The organism is Streptomyces sp. ALI-76-A (assembly GCF_030287445.1).
Lineage (GTDB): Bacteria > Actinomycetota > Actinomycetes > Streptomycetales > Streptomycetaceae > Streptomyces.
This window is the reverse complement of the sequence record NZ_JASVWB010000002.1, coordinates 4243189-4260658: the sequence shown is the minus strand read 5'-3', so window position 1 is coordinate 4260658 and position 17470 is coordinate 4243189. Positions and strand designations below refer to the sequence as shown.

Here is a 17470-nt window from a genome sequence, read left to right as displayed (position 1 = left end):
CCACCCTGGAGCCGGTACGCGGGCTCTCGCACACCCTCGTCGACTCGCACAAACTCGTGTACTCGGCCCACTTCTGCGGCTACACCGGCCCGAACCACAGCGGCGCCACCGGTCTGGTTCGACCGGAACGACAACCGGGGCCCGCTCCCCAGAGGCGGCGACTTCGCGAACGGCCACCACAAGGGCCAGTGCGCGGACCACGAGTACGCGGCCGGCATCGCCCATACCGGCCGCGTCGGCTCGTCGCGGACCCCGGACGCCCTGTACCGCCGCACACTTCGCTGACGCGTCCCGCGCGCGGGTACCGCCCGACCGGTGGCGCCCCTGCCGGTGTGCCCGCAGTCAGTAACCGAGAGTCGTCGTGTACGCGCACTCGGTGTAGATGTAGCCCGGCGACAGCTTGGCGGTGTCCGAGGCGGGGGACTTGCCGAGGCCGCTCTGCGACTTGTGCACGAAGTAGGTGGTTCCCACGGGTAGTTGGATGGTTCGCTGCGGGTAGTTCCGGCCGCTGTCGCTGCACGGTTCGAAGCCGAGTCCGAGCGTGCTGCCCAGGGAGTAGGAGGTGCAGCCGCCGCACGCCTGGAGAGTGAAGCTGCCGGTCACCGGCCCGGTGTAGAGGACGGTGATGTCGTCGGGACTGTCGTTCTTGACGGTCACGGAGATGCTGCCCCCGGATGCGGTCGTCGGCAGGCGCTTGCCGGCCGCGGGTATCGTCTGGGCGACCTCCGCGGCGATGGCTATCTTCCGGGCGCGGGCCTGGTTCCTGTGCCCCGGGTTGCTCTCGACGAAGTCGTTCATGGTGGTGACGGCCTCGCCGAACTGCTTGTCCCGGTACTGGTCCACGCCGCACGCGTACGTGCCCGTTCTCGCGTTCTCCCGGGCCCGGTCGGCCTCCCGGCCGAGGGCGTCGGCCAGGCGGGCCCGCTCCGCCGGCAGGGAGTCGGCCTGGGTGCCGAGGCTTTCGAGCCGGGTGACGGCCGCGCAGGGCTCGTCCCCGCCCACCGACTTCACCGCCTTGTCGACCTCGCCCCGCACGGCGGGCTCCACCTTCCGCGCCTGCTCGGACTCCGGGAAGAGGGTCAGCAGTTCACCGAAGTGCGAGGTCCATTCCCCGGTTCCGCCGCTGAGGGAGGGCTCCGCGCATCCGTAGAGCGAGGTGGCCAGCCGGTCGTCGGGCCAGGTGGACAGGGAGCCGAGATCCTTCTCACGTACCGTGCGCGGAACGGTGCGGAGGTACTTCAGGGGTTCGATGGCGGCGCAGTAACTCTTCTCCGTGTAGGGCGAGGCGACCGCTGCGTAGAAGGCGCGGAGCCGGTCCGGGACACGCTCGGCGGCCCGCGACCCCGGGTGGTCCTCGCTGAGCCCGTCGTAGACGGCGAGGGCCTCCCGGTAGTCCGCCTTCGCCGTCGCGAAGGGCATCCGCCGCACGGTCCTGACCGTCTCGTCCGCCTGTCCGAGCCGGTCCAGCAGCATCTGCTCGGTGGCCTCGTCGCGCGCGTCGTCGTAGAGGACGACCCCGGTGGCGGGGACGGCCAGCAGGACGACACCGAGTGCGGCCGCGATCAGGGGGCTCGGCGGCCACTTCATCGGCGTCCGCAGACCCACGAACGCCCCGTGTGCGGCCGCGAACACCAGGAAGGCCAGATAGACGACGACCAGCGCGGCCGGGACCCCGTCCGGGTCCGCCGGCAGGCCGGCGAAGAGGAAGGCCGCGGTCGCGCCCCAGCACACGGCCGCCGGTCTCCAGCGGCGCACGAGGGCGTAGCCGAGCCCCAGTCCGCTCAGGTTCAGCGACGCCACCGCGACGGCCCGCCACGGATCCGCGGGAGCGGGTGGCGGACCGGGCGGCATCGGCGGAACGACGACGTCATCACGGGCATTCTGGTCCCAGGACATGACGGCCCCCCATGTAAATCACGCCTGACGTACCGTGACTTGTCAGGGTACGGCCAATAAGTGAGCGGAAACAGAGGTACGCCGAGGCGTCCCGGTGCCGTGCCCGGCCACTCCGCCCCGGCATGATCCGCGGCGGCCCGCCCGCCCGCCTCCTCACCCCAACTGCCGGTACCGCCCCCGGAAATACGCCAGCGGGCCGCCGTCCGCGCTCGGCAGGGAAGCCGTCAGGACGCGGGCGACGACCAGGGTGTGGTCGCCGGCCGGCACGCGTTGTTCGGTGCGGCACTCCAGGGTGGCCAGGGCGCCGCCCACCAGGGGGGCGCCGGTCGTCTCGCCGCGGACGTAGGGGATGTCCTCGAACAGGAGGCGGTCGCTGATGCGGCCCTTCATGGCGAACCGGCCGGCGATGTGCCGCTGGCTCTCGGACAGCACCGACACCGCCCACAGGGGCTGCTCGTCGAGCAGGTCGTCCATGCGGGAGCCCTCGCGCAGGCTGACCAGCACCAGGGGCGGGTCCAGGGAGACCGACATGAACGCCGTCGCCGTCATGCCGACGTCCTCGCCGACCGGCGCCCGCGGGTCGTCCGGGTCGAGGGACGCCTCCCGGGCGGTCACCAGGACCACGCCGGAGGCCAGCCGGGACATGGCGGCACGGAACTCGTCGTTGCTCACCCCCACAGCATGCCCGGAGGCGGGGGAGACGGCGGGGGCGGAGGTGACTGGCGGAGTGTTCGGCACACCCGGAACGCTAATCTCCGCCCCACGCGCACCGCATCGGGCCCCGGGCCGAGCACGGGCCGATCGCGGTCCTAGGGCTCGCGGACGAGTTTCCCTGTGTACCGTCGGTCCTGTCTCCACATCCGCACAAAATTTACGTTCAGTAAACGCACAGGGAAAACGCAGAAACCCCACTCAATTGTTCACGTTTCGCTGTGACTTGAGTCACAAGGGGCACTAATTGTTGACCCTGTGTACCGAGTGGGCAGCGCGCTGTGATTCAGTGGCGGGGAAGATGCAAGGGCACCACCGACCACAAGCGCCGAACAGAACCCTTGATTCGCTGCGAGGTCTCGGGGGGAGGGCGAGCATGGAGACCGAGTCGGAACCCTACGTCCGTCTTGCGTCCCTGCGACAGCTGCACCAGGTCATGGCCGACATGAACGCGGCCCGCAGCCTGGCCGACACACTGCAGACGGTCGCGGACGGCGTGGTCACCGCCCTCGGATACGAGCTGGCGTGCGTCAACCTCGTCCGTCCCGACGGCGATCTCGTGGTCGCCGCCTTCGCGGGCAACCCCGCGGCCGAGGCCCTGATCACCGGCCGGGTCGGATCCCGGGAGTCCTGGGAGCGTCGCCTGAGCATGGGCGAACACTGGGGCGACCTCGTCTTCATCCCGCACACCGAGGGGTGGGTCCTCGACGACGACGACGTACCGCAGTGGTACACCGACGGCCCCGCGCCCCGCTTCGAGGACGAGTGGCACCCCTCCGACCGGCTGTTCGCCCCGATGTACACCTCGGGCCTCCAGGGCGCCGCGAGCGGTGAACTGATCGGCGTGCTGTCCGTGGACCGGCCGCGCAACGGCCGCCGGCCGGGCGCGTGGGGACGCGAAGCGCTCCAGATGTACGCGTTCCAGGCCGCCATCGCGATCAGCAACGCGCGTCTGCGCGCCAACATGCAGCGCGCACTGGTCAGGCTCGAAAGGGAGCAGCAGGCCCTGCGCGCCAGTGAGGAAAGCTTCCGGCAGGCCTTCGAGTACGCGCCCTCCGGCATGGCCATCGCCGAGATGGGCGGCGACCAGCACGGCCGGATCCTGCGCACCAACGACGCCCTGTGCCGGCTGCTGGGCCGCCCCGCGTCCGCGATGCGCCGCTACTCGTTCTCCGACCTCGTCCACCCCGAGGACATAGGCACCCTGCTCCGGACGTCCGCCGAGGGCGGCCGGGCCGAGCTGCGCCTGGGCCGCCGGGACGGCACGTACATCTGGGTGCACCTGCGCAACTCCGTCGTCGCCGACGCCGCCGACGGTCCCCGGTTCCTCCTCACGCACGTCGAGGACATCGAGGACCGCAAGCGCCGCGAGCTCCAGCTCGCCCACCGCGCCTCGCACGACGCGCTCACCGGTCTGCCGAACTCCGCCGAGCTGCGCTCCCGGCTCTCCTCGCGCCTGTGCCGGCGGGCCACGCAGACGGGCGCCCTCGAACCGGTGGACGCGGCTTTCGGGCACCCCGCCTTCGACTCCAACGGCCACGGCTTCGCCTACCCGCCGGGCGCCGAGGCGTTCGACGCCTACGACCACCACGTGCACACCGTCGCCCCCGAGGGGGAGCGCGACGACGGCACCAAGGGGCTCGCGGTCCTCTTCTGCGACCTCGACGGCTTCAAGTCGATCAACGACCGGTTCGGGCACAACGCGGGAGACGCGGTCCTCATCGAGGTCGCCCGGCGGCTGTCCGGCGGTGTCCGCGACGGCGACACGGTGGCCCGGCTCGGCGGCGACGAGTTCGTCGTCCTGGCCGACGGGCTCGGCCGGGCGGACGCCCAGGACCTGGCCGTCCGCCTGCGCAACGAGATCATCCAGCCCATCCGGGTGGACGGCCGGGCCGTGCGGGTCGGCGCCAGCTTCGGTATCGGGTGGGCGCACTGCGGGATGACGGCGGACGAGGTGCTGAAGTCGGCCGACGAGCGGATGTACGTAGAGAAACGATCGCGTCCCAAACAACACAGACGCGCGGGATGAGTCCCAGGTCAGCGAGCTGATGCGATCCGAGTCACCCGTTCGGGGCAGCAGGAGCGGGTAGGCTCGCCAGTCTCACCACACGAATCGCATCCGCACGCACCCGCTGAGGAGACCAAGGGATGACGGCCGGCAACAACGGCGCGAGCACGCCCGAGGACGACGACCCGTTCGGCTACCTCTACGCCGACGGGCAGGCCAACGGGGCCCAGCCCCCGTCCGGTGGCGGCTACGGCTACCCGAACTCCGTGAACCGGGTGCGGGCCGTCGGCCAGCGGCAGTACGGCCAGCAGGGCCAGGCCGCCGCGACGGCGCCCTACGGGCAGGTCCCGCAGCAGGCCCAGGCCCCCTACGGCCAGTCGAACACGCACTACGCCGCTCCCGAGTCCTTCCCGGGCGGCGCGTCCACCACCCAGAGCCCGCAGCCGTCCTACGGCGGTGGCGGCGGCCGTCGCGGTCCCAACACGAAGGGGCTGCTGATCGGTGCCGTCGCGGTGGTCGCGGCGGTCGTCATCGGCATCGGCGTGGCGATGATGAACGGCGGCGACGACGACAGCGCGGGCGGCAACGAGGCGTCCAGCACGCCGACCGTCTCGCAGAGCAGCAAGCCGAGCCCGTCGGCGAGCGGCAGCGCGCCCGCCCAGGCGGACCTGCCGGAGACCGACGCGAAGACGATGCGGCTCTCGCCCGGCGTGGTGACCGCCTCCGACGTCGAGGGCGCCCGTGCCGAGGGCGGCGTCTACGTGACCGGCCTGAACCAGGTCGGCTCCGAGGTGACCTGGACCGTCAACGGCATCCCCGAGGAGGGCACCTACACCGTCTTCGCGGGCTACAGCGTCCCCGGCAAGGACCAGGAGATGACGCTCACCGTCAACGGCAAGGCGTTCGGCACCAAGCTGAACCTGGGCAACTTCGCGAAGGCCGGCGAGGGCGACTACGCGAAGGGCTGGACCCAGACCTACGCGTATCCCACCCTCAGCAAGGGCACCAACACCATTTCCGTCTCCTGCCAGAACGGCGACAAGTGCGACGTCCTGCTGGACAAGATGTGGCTGAAGGCCGGACAGGTCAAGGACTAGTGCCGTGGCAGGCAACGTTCGCCCCGTCGCGACGCCCGGCACGCCCTCTCGCCGCACCGGACGAAAGCCCAAGTACGTCCAGTACGAGGGCTTCCGGCCGGCACGCCGAGAGCACGCACCGGACGCCGCTCCTTGACGGGCAAACGTTGCCTGCCGCGGCACTAGCCACGTGGGGGATCCGGGCGGCTCAGGCCGCGCTGGTCTCCCCCGTCACCGCCACCCGCCCCAGCAGCTCCTCGTAGGCCTCGCGGTCGAACTCGCCCGCCACCGGGGCCAGGACCGTGGCCGCCGCGAGGGCGGTCGCGCGGGTCAGGCGGTCCGGCCAGGGCAGTCCCTCCACCAGGCCGGACAGGAGACCCGCGACCAGCGAGTCGCCGGCGCCGGTCGGGTTGCCGTGGACGCGGGCGGGCGGGGTGGCGCGCCAGCGGCCCTCCGGGGTCACGGCGAGCAGGCCCTGCGTGCCGAGGGAGGCGACGACCGCGCGGGCGCCGCGCCGGCGGGCGTCCTGGGTGGCGCGCGACGGCTCGTGGGAGCCGGTGAGCTCGGCCAGTTCGTCGGCGTTCGGCTTCACGATGTCGGGGCGGGCGGCCACCCCGCGCCGCAGGGGCTCGCCGCTGGTGTCGAGCAGGACGGGCACCCCGGCCGTCCTGGCGGTCCGTATCAGCCCGGCGTACGCGCCCACCGGGACCCCCGGCGGCAGGCTGCCGCACAGGGCCACCGCGTCCGCGGACGGGACGAGACCCTCGTACGCCTCCTGGAAGGCGGACCACTCCGCGGGCGTGACGGTCGGGCCGGGCTCGTTGAGCTGGGTGGTGTCGCCGGTGCGCTCGTCCACGACGGCGATCGTGCGCCGGGTCGCGTCGCCGGCCGGGACCAGGGCGTCCACCAGACGCGGGACGGCGGTGAGGTGGTCCTGAAGGGAGCGCCCGGTGGCGCCGCCGGTGAAGCCGGTGGCCGTCACCTCGTGCCCGAGGGCCGCGAGGACCCGGGCCACGTACAGGCCCTTGCCGCCCGGCCGTTCGGTCACCTCCGTGACCCGGTGGGAGGTGTGCGGGCGCAGGGACCGTACGCGATAGGTGATGTCGAGAGCCGCGTTCAGCGTGACCGTGAGGATCACCTGGGCCGACCTCCCCCGAAAAACGTCTCCATGTGCGCCGGCTGTCCGGCTGTCCGAAGAGTCGATCATGCCAAACGGACGGCGGCCGTCCCAGTCTCGCAGGACAACCGCCGCCTCAACAGCGGGACAGATCATCCCAGTTGGGGATCCACCACCCATTCGCCCCGGCGCATCACGCCCTTGAGGGCGAAGTCGGTGTCCAGCAGGACCAGGTCGGCGTGCTTGCCCGGCTCCAGGGAGCCGACGGTGTCGTCCATGCCGAGCAGCCGGGCCGGATTGGCGGACAGGGCGGCCACCACGTCCTCCACCGGCAGCCGGTCGATCGTCACCGCCCGCTGAAAGGCGCGGTCCAGGGTGAGGGTGGAGCCGGCGATCGAGCCGCCCTCCACCAGACGGGCCACGCCCTCGCTGACCTCGACCTCCAGCGGGCCGAGCAGATAGCGGCCGTCACCGAAGCCGGCCGCGTCCATCGCGTCCGTGATGAACGCCACCCGGCCCGCGCCCGCGTGGTGGAAGGCCAGCTGGAGGGAGGCGGGGTGCAGATGCGTGCCGTCGTTGATCAGCTCGACCGTGACCCGCTCGTCCTCCAGGAGGGCGGCGATCGGGCCGGGGGAGCGGTGGCCGAGCGCCGGCATCGCGTTGAACAGGTGGGTGGCGACCGTCGCGCCGGCCTCGATCGCCTCGGCCGTCTGCTCGTACGTGGCGTCCGTGTGCCCGATCGCCGCGATCACCCCGTGCTCGGCCAGCAGCCGCACGGAGTCGATGCCGCCGGGCAGCTCGGTGGCCAGCGTCACCATCCTGGCCTGCCCCCGCGCCGCGTCGACCAGCTTGCGGACCTCCGCCGGGTCGGGGTCGCGCAGCAGTGACTCGGCGTGCGCGCCCTTGCGGCACGGGGAGATGAACGGCCCCTCGAAGTGGATCCCGGCGATGTCGCCCTGCTCGGCCAGCTCGGAGAGCAGACCGGCCCGCTGGGCCAGGAAGTCCATGTCGCCGGTGACCGTCGAGGCGACGAGGGTGGTGGTGCCGTGCAGCCGGTGGGTGTGGATGCCCTTGAGGACGTCGTCGACCGTGCCGGAGGTGAAGGAGGCGCCGCCGCCGCCGTGGTTGTGGAGGTCGACGAAACCGGGGACCAGCCAGTGGCCTTCCACGTTGACGACCCGGGCGTTCTCCGGGGCGGTGCCGGTGATGCGGGTGCCCTCGACGCTGACCCGGCCGTCTTCCACGGTTCCGGTGGGCAGGACCACGTTCGCGCCGGAGAGGACCAGGGGCGCGTCGCGGGCGGCGGGCCGCGGGTCGGGTGGGGCCGGTCGCGCAGTTCCCCGCGCCCCTGGGTGGACTGCCATCAGGGGGTTACCTCCGTACGGTCGGTGTGGTCGAGGAGATCCCAGGCCAGCAGTCCGGCACCGAGGCACCCGGCCGTGTCTCCCAGCGCCGCGGGGACGATGGACGGCGGCTTCTGGAAGGTGACGCGTCGCCGGACGGCGTCCCGCAGCGGTGTGAACAAGGTTTCCCCCGCCTCGGCGAGTCCGCCACCGATGATCAGGACTCGCGGGTCCAGCAGGGTGAGCGCGGTGACCAGGCCGTCGGCGAGCGCGTCGACGGCCTCCTGCCACACCTCTGCTGCCTTCGGGTCGCCCGTCGCGACGGCCTTCGCGCAGTCGGCCGCGTCCGCCCCGGGGTGGCCGGAGACCGCCGCCCACGCCTCGCTCACCGCCGCCGCGGAGGCGTACCGCTCCAGACAGCCGCGCTGCCCGCACGGACAGGGGGCGCCGCCCGGCCGGACGACGACGTGACCGATCTCGCCCGCGGAGCCGTGGGCGCCCGCCTCGACCCGGCCGCCGATGCCGATGGCGCCCGCGATGCCGGTGCCCAGCGGCACGAACAGGAAGCGGTCGGCGCCATGGCCGGCGCCGATCCGGCCCTCCGCGAGGCCGCCGGTGCGCACGTCGTGGCCGAGGGCGACCGGGACTCCCAGCCGGGCGCCGAGCAGCGCGCGCAGCGGCACGTCCCGCCAGCCCAGGTTGGCGGCGTAGGCGGCGACGCCCCGCTGCTCGTCGACGATGCCGGGGACGGCCAGCCCGGCCGCCTCGGCGGGCTCGCCGAGGTGGCGGACGCCGTACGCGCGCAGTTCGGCGGCGAAGTCGAGGATGCCGTCGACGACCGCCTCCGGTCCGTGCTCACGGCCGGTGGCGCGGCGGGCCTGGTGCAGCACGGGGGGCCGCGGGGGCGTCCCCCCGGAGGGCGCGGTGCCGGCCGCCCCCAGCAGGGCGGCCTTGATCCCGGTGCCGCCCACGTCGAGGGCGATGACATGTCTCACAGGGGACAGTGTGACCTGCGGACCCTCAAGAGGTCTAGTCCACTTACGTGGTGTAGACCTTGTACGGCAATATGTATGACCTTTCGAGAGTTTCGATCAGTGATCTTGAGGCGGTTGGCAGTGCGGCGGCGGTGTGGAACGGGAACGATCGCGGTGATGTCCGTGCTGGGCATGGCTGCGGTGCTGGGCGGCTGCGGTGTCACGGGTGACTCCGGCGAGGTGACCCTGAAGCTGGTCGCGGCCGACTACGGCGACAGCGCGGCGAACAGCTCGAAGAAGTACTGGGACGCGCTCGTCGAGGAGTACGAGAAGACCCACGACGGCGTGCGGATCGACGTCACCGTCCACTCCTGGAACGACGTCGACCGCGAGGTCAAGCGGATGGCCGACGCCGGAGACCCGCCCGACCTGGCGCAGATCGGCGCGTACGCCGACTACGCGGCCCAGGACCTCCTCTACGGGGCCGACGAACTGCTCTCCATCCCCACCCAGGCCGACTTCGTCTCCCAGCTCGCCCAGGCCGGACAGGTCAGGGGCGTGCAGTACGGGCTGCCGTTCGCCGCCTCCACCCGCGTGCTCTTCTACAACAAGACCCTCTTCGCCGAAGCCGGCCTCAGCGCGCCCCGGACGTGGGACGAGCTGGCCGCCGACGCGCAGGCGCTCAAGGAGGAGGGCGTGCCGTACCCGTACGCGCTGCCGCTGGGGCCCGAGGAGGCGCAGGCGGAGACCATGCAGTGGCTGCTCAGCGGCGGGGGCGGCTACACCACGGCCGGCGGCGGCTACTCCCTCGACTCCGCGGAGAACATCGCGACGTTCAGGTGGCTCAAGGACGATCTCGTCGGCAAGGGGCTGACCGGGCCGGTCGCGCCCGGCCGGCTCGACCGCGCCGACGCGTTCGCCGCGTTCGTGAACGGGGACGTCGGCATGCTCAACGGCCATCCCTCGCTGATGAAGGCCGCCGCCGACAAGGGCGTGAAGTTCGGCATGGTGCCGATGCCCGGGACGGACGGGCCCAGCGAGGTGTCCATGGGTGTCGCCGACTGGATGGCCGCGTTCAGGAAGAACGGGCACGCCGAGCAGATCGGCGACTTCCTCGACTTCGTGTACGACGAGAAGAACGTGCTCGCCTTCTCGCGGGAGTACGACCTGTTGCCGGTGACGACGTCCGCCTCGCAGGCGATGAGCGCGGCACGGCAGGACGCGGACCTCAAGCCGTTCCTGGACGAGCTGCCCGTCTCCGAGCTGTACCCCGTCGGCCAGACGTCCTGGGCGCAGGTCAGCGCGGACATCAAGCAGCGGATCGGTCAGGCCGTGGCCCCGAACGGCAGCCCGGCGGCTGTCCTGGGCCAGCTCCAGGCGACGGCGTCGGCGGCGCGCAGCGCGGAATAGCGGCGCGGCGGTGGGTGTCAGTGGGGGCGGCTAACGTGCCGGGCATGGACAGGGATCCGGAGCAGCGGCTCGGCCGACGGGAGCGGGACATCCTCGGGCTGGAGCGGCGTGGGTTCGGCGGGCCCGGGGCGAAGGAGCGGGCGATACGGGAGGAGCTGGGGCTGGCGCCGGTGCGTTATTACCAGTTGCTGAACGCGCTGCTGGACGATGAGAGGGCGCTGGCGTTCGACCCGGTGACGGTGAACCGGTTGCGGCGGGTCCGGGACGCGCGGCGCGGCGAACGCTGACGCCCGCCTCCGGCGCGGGTGCGGGTGCCTCCTGGGCACCCCGGGCATGCGGCACCCGGCACCGGTGCGGCCGTCCCTGGGGGCTCCGCCAGGGCATGCGGCACCCGGCACCGCGCGGCCGTCCCTGGGGGCTCCGCCCCCAGACCCCCGGACCTGTGCCCACCCACCACCCGACTCGGTGGGCCAAGAAGTGCCGTGGAGGCCGATGCCCGTGCCGTGGTTGGGCTCGGGGGCCCGGATGTGGCGTGGAGGCCGATGTGCGTGCTGTGGTTGGGCTCGGTGGGTCCGGGAGGGGTGTGGAGGCTGTGGGGGAATGGTTCGGGGGTTGCTGGATAGGGTCGGGCTATGGGTAGCCATGAGACGTACTCCGCGGAAGCCGCAGCCTCGCTTCCGGTTCCGGTTCCGGTTCCCGTGACGGACGCTGGGCGTGAGGGGCTGGAGGCCATCCTCAGCCGGCCCGGGCGCGCGGTGATCGCGCTCGACTTCGACGGGACGCTCGCGCCGATCGTGGCGGACCCGGAGCAGGCCCGGGCGCACCCGGACGCGGTGCCCGCGCTCGCCGCCCTCGCGCCGAAGGTCGCCGCCGTCGCCGTGGTCACCGGCCGGCCGCCCGCCGTCGCGGTGCGCAACGGCGGCTTCGCGGGTGTCCCCGGCCTGGAACGCCTCGTCGTCCTCGGCCACTACGGGGCCGAACGCTGGGAGGCCGGCACCGTCAGCGCCCCCGCCCCGCATCCCGGTGTCGCCGCCGCCCGCGCCGAACTGCCCGGCCTCCTCGGCCGGGCCGGCGCCTGGCAGGGCACCTGGGTCGAGGAGAAGGGCCGCGCGATCGCCGTGCACACCCGCCGGGCCGCCGATCCGCAGGCCGCCTTCGAGGCACTGCGCGCCCCGCTCACCGACCTGGCCACCCGGCACGGCCTGATCGTCGAGCCAGGCCGGATGGTGCTCGAACTCCGTCCGCCCGGCATGGACAAGGGCGTCGCCCTCCTCGACTACGCCCGCGAGCTCTCCGCCGAGTCCGTCCTGTACGCCGGTGACGACCTCGGGGACCTCCCCGCCTTCGCCGCCGTCGACACGCTCCGCTCCCAGGGCACCCCGGGCCTGCTGGTGTGCAGCGGCAACGACGAGGTCACCGAGGTGCGGGAACGGGCGGACGTGGTGGTCGACGGCCCGCAGGGGGTCGTGGACTTGCTGCGGGCCCTGGCGGCACGGATCACCTGAGGCACGTCAGCCCGTCCGGCGCTCGCGGAGGAGGCCCGTCAAGGGCCGAGCGGGGGTCCGGGGGCGGCAGCCCCCGGGACGGGACGGGCAGGGGCGGCGGGGGCGAGAGAGATCAGGCCTTCAGCGCCGACAGCTGCTCCAGGAACCACTGCGCCGGTGGCAGCGCGGTCGCCGCCGCCGCCAGCCGCTTCGTCCGCTCCGCCCGCTCACCCACCGGCATCACCAGCGCCTCGTGCAACGCGTGAGCCGTCGCGACCACGTCGTACGGGTTGACGGCGATCGCGTCCTCGCCCAGCTCCTCGAACGCCCCCGCCTCCCGCGACAGCACCAGCGCGCACCCCTGGTCGGAGACCACCGGCACCTCCTTGGCGACCAGGTTCATCCCGTCCCGGATGGGGTTGACCAGGGCCACGTCCGCCAGCCGGTAAGCCGCCAGCGAGCGCGCGAAGTCGTCCTTGACGTGCAGCACGACCGGCGTCCAGTCCGGCGTCCCGTACCGGGCGTTGATCTCCTCCGCCAGCCGCCGCACCTGAGCCGTGTACTCCCGGTACACCTCAAGGTCCTGCCGCGACGGGTACGCGAAGGCGACGTGCACCACCCGCTCGCGCCACTCGGGACGGTCCTCCAGCAGCTGCCGGAAGGCCAGCATCCCGCGCACGATGTTCTTCGACAGCTCGGTCCGGTCGACCCGGACGATCGTCCGGCGCGCGCCGCCGTCGGGAGCCGCGCCGATCTCCTCCCGCAGCGCCGCCATCCGTTCGTCCACGTCGCTCTCGTGCGCGCGCTCGCGCAGGAAGTCCGCGTCCGCGCCGAGCCCGTGCACCCCGACCCGGGTGCCCCCGAGCCCTCCGGCGAACTGCTCCGCGCACGCGGTGAACGCGTCCGCCCAGCGGTGGGTGAGGAAGCCCAGCCGGTCCGCGCCGAGCATCCCGCGCAGCACCTGGGCGGCGATGTCGTCCGGCAGCATCCGGAAGTACTCCGGCGGCGCCCACGGCGTGTGGGAGAAGTGCCCGATCCGCAGGTCCGGGCGCAGCTCGCGGAGCATGCCCGGGACCAGGGTCAGGTGGTAGTCCTGCACCACGACCGCCGCGCCCTCGGCCGCCTCCTCGGCCAGCGCCTCGGCGAAGGCGCGGTTGTACGTCTCGTAGGACGCCCACTGGCGCCGGAACTCCGCGTCGAAGACCGGCTCCAGCGGGGTCTGGTACAGCATGTGGTGGACGAACCACAGCGCCGAGTTGGCGATGCCGTTGTACGCGTCGGCGTGCACGTCGGCGGGGATGTCGAGCATGCGGACCCCCGGCTCGCCGACCCCGCGCCGGACCGCCTCGCGGTCGCCGTCCCCGAGCGCCGAGCACACCCACAGCGCGCCGGCGTCGGGGCCGATGGCGGACAGTCCGGAGACCAGCCCGCCACCACCCCGTCTGGCGTGGAGCGAGCCGTCCTCGTGTACGTCGTACGAGACCGGGCCGCGGTTGGACGCGACCAGTACTGCAGCATCGTGCGTTGAAGCCATACGCCTCAACCTAGCCCGGCCCGGAACCGCTCAAACGTACGGATGGCCTCTTCGGGGCGGTGTCCGGCGCCCCGGGGAGCACGTGCCGCGGCGCACCTCAGGCGACCTTCCGTTCCGCGTACTCGGCGATCTCCGCCATCGGCGGCCGTTCCTCCGTGTCGACGGAGTAGGTGCGCGGCTCGAAGCCCGACTCACCCCGTTCGAACTGGGTGAGGGAGGGCCGGATCAGGTGACCGCGGGCCAGCCGCAGCTGGGCCGTGCGGTAGATCGCGGCGGACATCCGGCCCAGCGCCTGGCCGTCCTGGTGGCGGTGCTTGCGCACCCCGACGTCGACCTGGGCGAGGGCGTCCAGGCCCACCAGGTGCAGGGCGTCGATCAGCATGCCCAGTTCCACGCCGTACCCGACGGGGAACGGCAGCTGTTCCAGCAGCGAGCGGCGGGCCGCGTACTCGCCGCCGAGCGGCTGGACGAAACCGGCCAGCTGCGGCCAGTGCATGTTCAGCAGCGGGCGGGCCATCAGCTCGGTGACCCGGCCGCCCTGGCCGGCCGCGCCCCGCAGCGGGCGGTCGTACATGCCCTTGACCAGATCGACGCCGGGGTCGGTGAGCAGCGGGCCCACGATCCCGGAGACGAAGTCGGAGGAGAACTCCTTGAGGTCGGCGTCGATGAAGCAGACGATGTCGCCGCTGGTGACCAGGAGCGAGCGCCAGAGCACCTCGCCCTTGCCGGGGACGGCCGGGACGCGGGGCAGGATGTCGTCGCGGTGGACGACCCGCGCCCCGGCCGCGGCGGCCACCTCGGACGTGCGGTCGGTCGATCCCGAGTCGACGACGACGATCTCGTCGACGAGCGGGACCTGCTGCATGAGGTCGTGCCGGATCACGGCGACGATGTCGCCGACCGTCTCCTCCTCGTTGAGCGCGGGCAGCACGACGCTGACCGTCTGGTGCGTGGCGCGTTTCGCGGCCAGGATCTTGTGGAGCGGGCGGTCGGTCTTCGACCAGGAGCGGGTGCTCAGCCAGCGCTCGACTTCGTTCAGCACAGTGCGCGGCTCCTCTGCGTTCTCTCGGCGAGCTGCGATCCATGGTCCCTGGTGGAACATGTGATCCATCTCGCGGTTCGGACGGCTCCCTCAACTGTCCTGGCCTTCGGTTACAGTCTTGAACAACGCTGATGACCATCGCATGTCGGGGTCGGCGTTCCGTTTCAACGATCAACAACTTCATACCGCTCATCCAGAGGGGCAGAGGGATACGGCCCGATGAAGCCCCGGCAACCCTCCAGCCGGTCTCGTAGCGATCACCGTCGATCGTTTCCGCGAGGCTCCCCGGCTAGGGAAGGTGCCAAATCCGTCTCACGGCGAGATGCGCCGTGGGGAAGATGAGGAGAAAGGGCCTCGCCTCACATGGCTGCGCAGACTGTTGCAAGCACCACGGACAGCACCACCGACTCCCCCGTCGACCTCGGCCCCGCCGCCGCGCTGAGCTGCCGGGAGTGCGGTCACCGTGTCCCCCTCGGCCCGGTCTTCGCGTGCGAGGAGTGTTTCGGCCCGCTGGAGATCGCCTACGACTTCTCGGCCTACGACACCGAGGAACTCCGCAAGCGGATCGAAGCGGGACCCTCGAACCTCTGGCGCTACGCCCCGCTGCTGCCCGTCCCGGCCGACGTGGCGACCAAGCCCAACATCAACCCCGGCTGGACCAAGCTCGTGAAGGCCGACAACCTCGCCCGCGAGCTCGGCGTCACCGGCGGACTGTATGTGAAGGACGACTCCGGTAACCCGACCCACTCCTTCAAGGACCGGGTCGTCGCCCAGGCCATCGAGGCCGCCCGCGCCTTCGGCTTCACCACCTTGTCCTGCTCCTCCACGGGCAACCTGGCGGGTGCCGTCGGCGCCGCCGCCGCCCGGGCCGGCTTCCGCTCGTGCGTGTTCATCCCGCACGACCTGGAACAGGGCAAGGTCGTCATGGCCGCGATCTACGGCGGCGAACTCGTCGGCATCGAGGGCAACTACGACGACGTGAACCGCTTCTGCTCCGAGCTGATCGGCGACCCGGCCGGCGAGGGCTGGGGCTTCGTCAACGTCAACCTGCGGCCGTACTACGCCGAGGGCTCCAAGACGCTGGCGTACGAGATCTGCGAGCAGCTCGGCTGGCGGCTGCCCGACCAGCTCGTCGTGCCGATCGCCTCCGGCTCGCAGCTCACGAAGATCGACAAGGGTCTGCAGGAGCTGATCAAGCTCGGACTGGTCGAGGACAGGCCGTACAAGATCTTCGGTGCGCAGGCCGAGGGCTGCTCGCCGGTGTCCGTCGCCTACAAGGCCGGGCACGACGTGGTGCGCCCGCAGAAGCCGGACACCATCGCCAAGTCGCTCGCCATCGGCAACCCGGCGGACGGGCCCTACGTGCTGGACATCGCGCGCCGTACGGGTGGCGCGGTGGAGGACGTGAACGACGAGCAGATCGTCGACGCCATCAAGCTGCTGGCGCGGACCGAGGGTATCTTCGCGGAGACCGCCGGCGGGGTGACGGTCGGCGTCACGAGGAAGCTGATCGAGAACGGGCTGCTGGATCCCGCGTTGACCACGGTCGTCCTGAACACCGGTGACGGTCTCAAGACGCTGGACGCGGTGGCCGGGACCGGGCTCACCGCGACCATTCGTCCCAGCCTGGAGTCGTTCCGGGACGCCGGACTCGTATAACCGTCGTCATACTGCGGGCCGGTGGGGGCTGGTCGCGCCCGCGCGGCGGAGCCGCACATCGATACAGTCCCGCGCCCCTCGGGGGCGCTCCACCCGACCGGAGGTTTCCATCGTGAGCGTGACTGTCCGCATCCCCACCATCCTGCGCACCTACACCGGCGGCAAGGCCGAGGTCGCCGCCGACGGAGCCACCCTCGGCGAGGTCATCGCCGACCTGGAGAAGAACCACACGGGCATTGCCGCCCGGGTACTGGACGACCAGGGCAAGCTGCGCCGGTTCGTCAACGTGTACGTGAACGACGACGACGTCCGCTTCGAGCAGGGACTGGAGACCGCGACCCCGGACGGCGCCGGTGTCTCCATCATTCCGGCCGTCGCCGGCGGCTGATCATTACCTTCGGTAACCGCAGTTACCGAGCGTTCATCGAATTGCCCCCTCCGTAAGAGAAGCGGAGGGGGCAATTCAATGTGGTTGAGCGCGGTACAGTTGGGGAACGCGCTGCCCGTTCGCATGTCGGCAGCCCTTGATTACCGCCTTGCGTCCGACAAGATGTAGCCAAAGTGTGCGCTTCTTTCGCGCCTTTTGTGCTCTTTATGGGGCCCGACTTGCCCCGAATTCAGGCGAATTCTCGCCACATTCCGGATCGCGCGCGTCCTGAATTCTCGTCCGATTGACCTGTTGCAGACGGCAGTTGGGCAGATACATTCGGCCGCGGTCGACGCGTTCCGGCGCACGCTCCCAATCATGTGGGGGGTGAGGTCTGACCCGGATCCACGAAGTGTGGGTCTGTGCAAGGGCCAGTAATAGGGGAGTTAGGCATGGCTCAGGGCACCGTCAAGTGGTTCAACGCGGAGAAGGGGTACGGCTTCATCGCGGTCGACGGTGGTGCGGATGTTTTCGTCCACTACAGCGCCATCCAGATGGACGGGTACCGCACCCTTGAAGAGGGCCAGCGGGTCGAGTTCGAGATCTCGCAGGGCCAGAAGGGCCCGCAGGCCGACATGGTTCGCGTCTCTGCCTGAACGCGCGACCAACCGCAATCCGGTCTTCATCAGGAGGGCCCGTACCCGGGAGGGTGCGGGCCCTTCGGCGTGTCCGGGAGTCGTCGGCGGACCGCCCGCGGACCGCCCGCGGACCGTCCGCGGACCGTCTTCGGACCGCCCTCGGGCGGCTGGCGCGGGTGCCCGATCCCCGAGAGGAGCTTGCACTCGCAGG

At 71.7% G+C, this 17470-nt stretch carries 15 protein-coding genes, 1 pseudogene and 1 riboswitch; of the genes and pseudogenes, 9 read left to right on the top strand and 7 right to left on the bottom strand.

The annotated features are described in order from the left end of the window. Window positions 1–96: 96 nt before the first annotated feature. Window positions 97–285 (top strand): annotated as a pseudogene (locus QQS16_RS43980) (hypothetical protein); the annotation flags it as partial. 57 nt (window positions 286–342) lie between these two features. Here the strand turns inward: QQS16_RS43980 and QQS16_RS19840 are convergent. Next, window positions 343–1896, bottom strand: a complete 1554-nt coding sequence (locus tag QQS16_RS19840) for a hypothetical protein (RefSeq protein ID WP_286063176.1) — start codon at window positions 1894–1896, stop codon at window positions 343–345. Between the two features lie 153 nt (window positions 1897–2049). After that, entirely contained in the window at window positions 2050–2634 is a 585-nt protein-coding gene (locus tag QQS16_RS19835; RefSeq protein ID WP_286063175.1) for a flavin reductase family protein, read from the bottom strand. Between the two features lie 349 nt (window positions 2635–2983). On the opposite strand from QQS16_RS19835, the gene cdgB reads away from it, so the two are divergent. Further along, on the top strand, window positions 2984–4636 hold the full coding sequence (cdgB, locus tag QQS16_RS19830; RefSeq protein WP_286063174.1) for a diguanylate cyclase CdgB: 1653 nt from the start codon (window positions 2984–2986) through the stop codon (window positions 4634–4636). A gap of 119 nt (window positions 4637–4755) precedes the next feature. Continuing rightward, window positions 4756–5712 carry a carbohydrate-binding protein gene (locus QQS16_RS19825; protein WP_286063173.1) on the top strand — a complete coding sequence of 319 codons (957 nt, stop codon included), beginning with the start codon at window positions 4756–4758 and terminating at the stop codon, window positions 5710–5712. 187 nt (window positions 5713–5899) lie between these two features. On the opposite strand, the gene QQS16_RS19820 is transcribed toward QQS16_RS19825, so the two are convergent. The 3 genes from QQS16_RS19820 to QQS16_RS19810 form a co-directional block, all read right to left on the bottom strand. Continuing rightward, window positions 5900–6829 (bottom strand): 1-phosphofructokinase family hexose kinase, encoded by a 930-nt coding sequence (locus QQS16_RS19820; protein WP_286063172.1) that lies wholly within the window; start codon window positions 6827–6829, stop codon window positions 5900–5902. Window positions 6830–6960: 131 nt separating this feature from the next. After that, window positions 6961–8172 carry an N-acetylglucosamine-6-phosphate deacetylase gene (gene nagA / locus QQS16_RS19815; protein WP_286063171.1) on the bottom strand — a complete coding sequence of 404 codons (1212 nt, stop codon included), beginning with the start codon at window positions 8170–8172 and terminating at the stop codon, window positions 6961–6963. Beyond that, entirely contained in the window at window positions 8172–9146 is a 975-nt protein-coding gene (locus QQS16_RS19810; RefSeq protein ID WP_286063170.1) for an ROK family protein, read from the bottom strand. Before QQS16_RS19810 ends, nagA begins: the two co-directional genes overlap by 1 nt. Window positions 9147–9302: 156 nt before the next feature. On the opposite strand from QQS16_RS19810, the gene QQS16_RS19805 reads away from it, so the two are divergent. The 3 genes from QQS16_RS19805 (at window position 9303) to otsB (ending at window position 12040) form a co-directional block, all read left to right on the top strand. Beyond that, a complete protein-coding gene (locus QQS16_RS19805; protein WP_286063169.1) occupies window positions 9303–10535 on the top strand; it encodes an ABC transporter substrate-binding protein in 1233 nt (410 codons plus the stop codon). 44 nt (window positions 10536–10579) lie between these two features. Next, entirely contained in the window at window positions 10580–10822 is a 243-nt protein-coding gene (locus tag QQS16_RS19800) for a DUF3263 domain-containing protein (protein WP_286063168.1), read from the top strand. Between the two features lie 345 nt (window positions 10823–11167). Beyond that, window positions 11168–12040, top strand: coding sequence for a trehalose-phosphatase (gene otsB, locus QQS16_RS19795; protein ID WP_286063167.1), 873 nt, complete (start codon window positions 11168–11170; stop codon window positions 12038–12040). A 112-nt stretch (window positions 12041–12152) separates the two neighbouring features. Here otsB and QQS16_RS19790 read toward each other — a convergent pair whose 3' ends face one another. Further along, window positions 12153–13553 (bottom strand): alpha,alpha-trehalose-phosphate synthase (UDP-forming), encoded by a 1401-nt coding sequence (locus tag QQS16_RS19790; protein WP_286063166.1) that lies wholly within the window; start codon window positions 13551–13553, stop codon window positions 12153–12155. 97 nt (window positions 13554–13650) lie between these two features. After that, window positions 13651–14595, bottom strand: coding sequence for a glucosyl-3-phosphoglycerate synthase (locus QQS16_RS19785; RefSeq protein ID WP_286063165.1), 945 nt, complete (start codon window positions 14593–14595; stop codon window positions 13651–13653). A 186-nt stretch (window positions 14596–14781) separates the two neighbouring features. Then, window positions 14782–14940, top strand: a riboswitch (SAM riboswitch). A gap of 18 nt (window positions 14941–14958) precedes the next feature. On the opposite strand from QQS16_RS19785, the gene thrC reads away from it, so the two are divergent. The 3 genes from thrC to QQS16_RS19770 all read left to right on the top strand — a co-directional run bounded on the left by thrC (window position 14959) and on the right by QQS16_RS19770 (window position 17277). After that, window positions 14959–16254 carry a threonine synthase gene (gene thrC / locus QQS16_RS19780; RefSeq protein ID WP_286063164.1) on the top strand — a complete coding sequence of 432 codons (1296 nt, stop codon included), beginning with the start codon at window positions 14959–14961 and terminating at the stop codon, window positions 16252–16254. A 112-nt stretch (window positions 16255–16366) separates the two neighbouring features. Next, window positions 16367–16642, top strand: a complete 276-nt coding sequence (locus tag QQS16_RS19775) for a ubiquitin-like small modifier protein 1 (RefSeq protein WP_286063163.1) — start codon at window positions 16367–16369, stop codon at window positions 16640–16642. A gap of 431 nt (window positions 16643–17073) precedes the next feature. Continuing rightward, window positions 17074–17277 (top strand): cold-shock protein, encoded by a 204-nt coding sequence (locus QQS16_RS19770; RefSeq protein WP_010035953.1) that lies wholly within the window; start codon window positions 17074–17076, stop codon window positions 17275–17277. Window positions 17278–17470: the final 193 nt, after the last annotated feature.

Coding starts and splice junctions, on each gene's coding strand:
- cdgB (WP_286063174.1), top strand. CDS start 2,984: ATGGAGACCGAGTCGGAACCCTACGTCCGTCTTGCGTCCCTGCGACAG.
- QQS16_RS19800 (WP_286063168.1), top strand. CDS start 10,580: ATGGACAGGGATCCGGAGCAGCGGCTCGGCCGACGGGAGCGGGACATC.
- QQS16_RS19840 (WP_286063176.1), bottom strand. CDS start 1,896: ATGTCCTGGGACCAGAATGCCCGTGATGACGTCGTCGTTCCGCCGATG.
- otsB (WP_286063167.1), top strand. CDS start 11,168: ATGGGTAGCCATGAGACGTACTCCGCGGAAGCCGCAGCCTCGCTTCCG.
- QQS16_RS19825 (WP_286063173.1), top strand. CDS start 4,756: ATGACGGCCGGCAACAACGGCGCGAGCACGCCCGAGGACGACGACCCG.
- thrC (WP_286063164.1), top strand. CDS start 14,959: ATGGCTGCGCAGACTGTTGCAAGCACCACGGACAGCACCACCGACTCC.
- QQS16_RS19790 (WP_286063166.1), bottom strand. CDS start 13,553: ATGGCTTCAACGCACGATGCTGCAGTACTGGTCGCGTCCAACCGCGGC.
- QQS16_RS19770 (WP_010035953.1), top strand. CDS start 17,074: ATGGCTCAGGGCACCGTCAAGTGGTTCAACGCGGAGAAGGGGTACGGC.
- nagA (WP_286063171.1), bottom strand. CDS start 8,172: ATGGCAGTCCACCCAGGGGCGCGGGGAACTGCGCGACCGGCCCCACCC.
- QQS16_RS19805 (WP_286063169.1), top strand. CDS start 9,303: ATGTCCGTGCTGGGCATGGCTGCGGTGCTGGGCGGCTGCGGTGTCACG.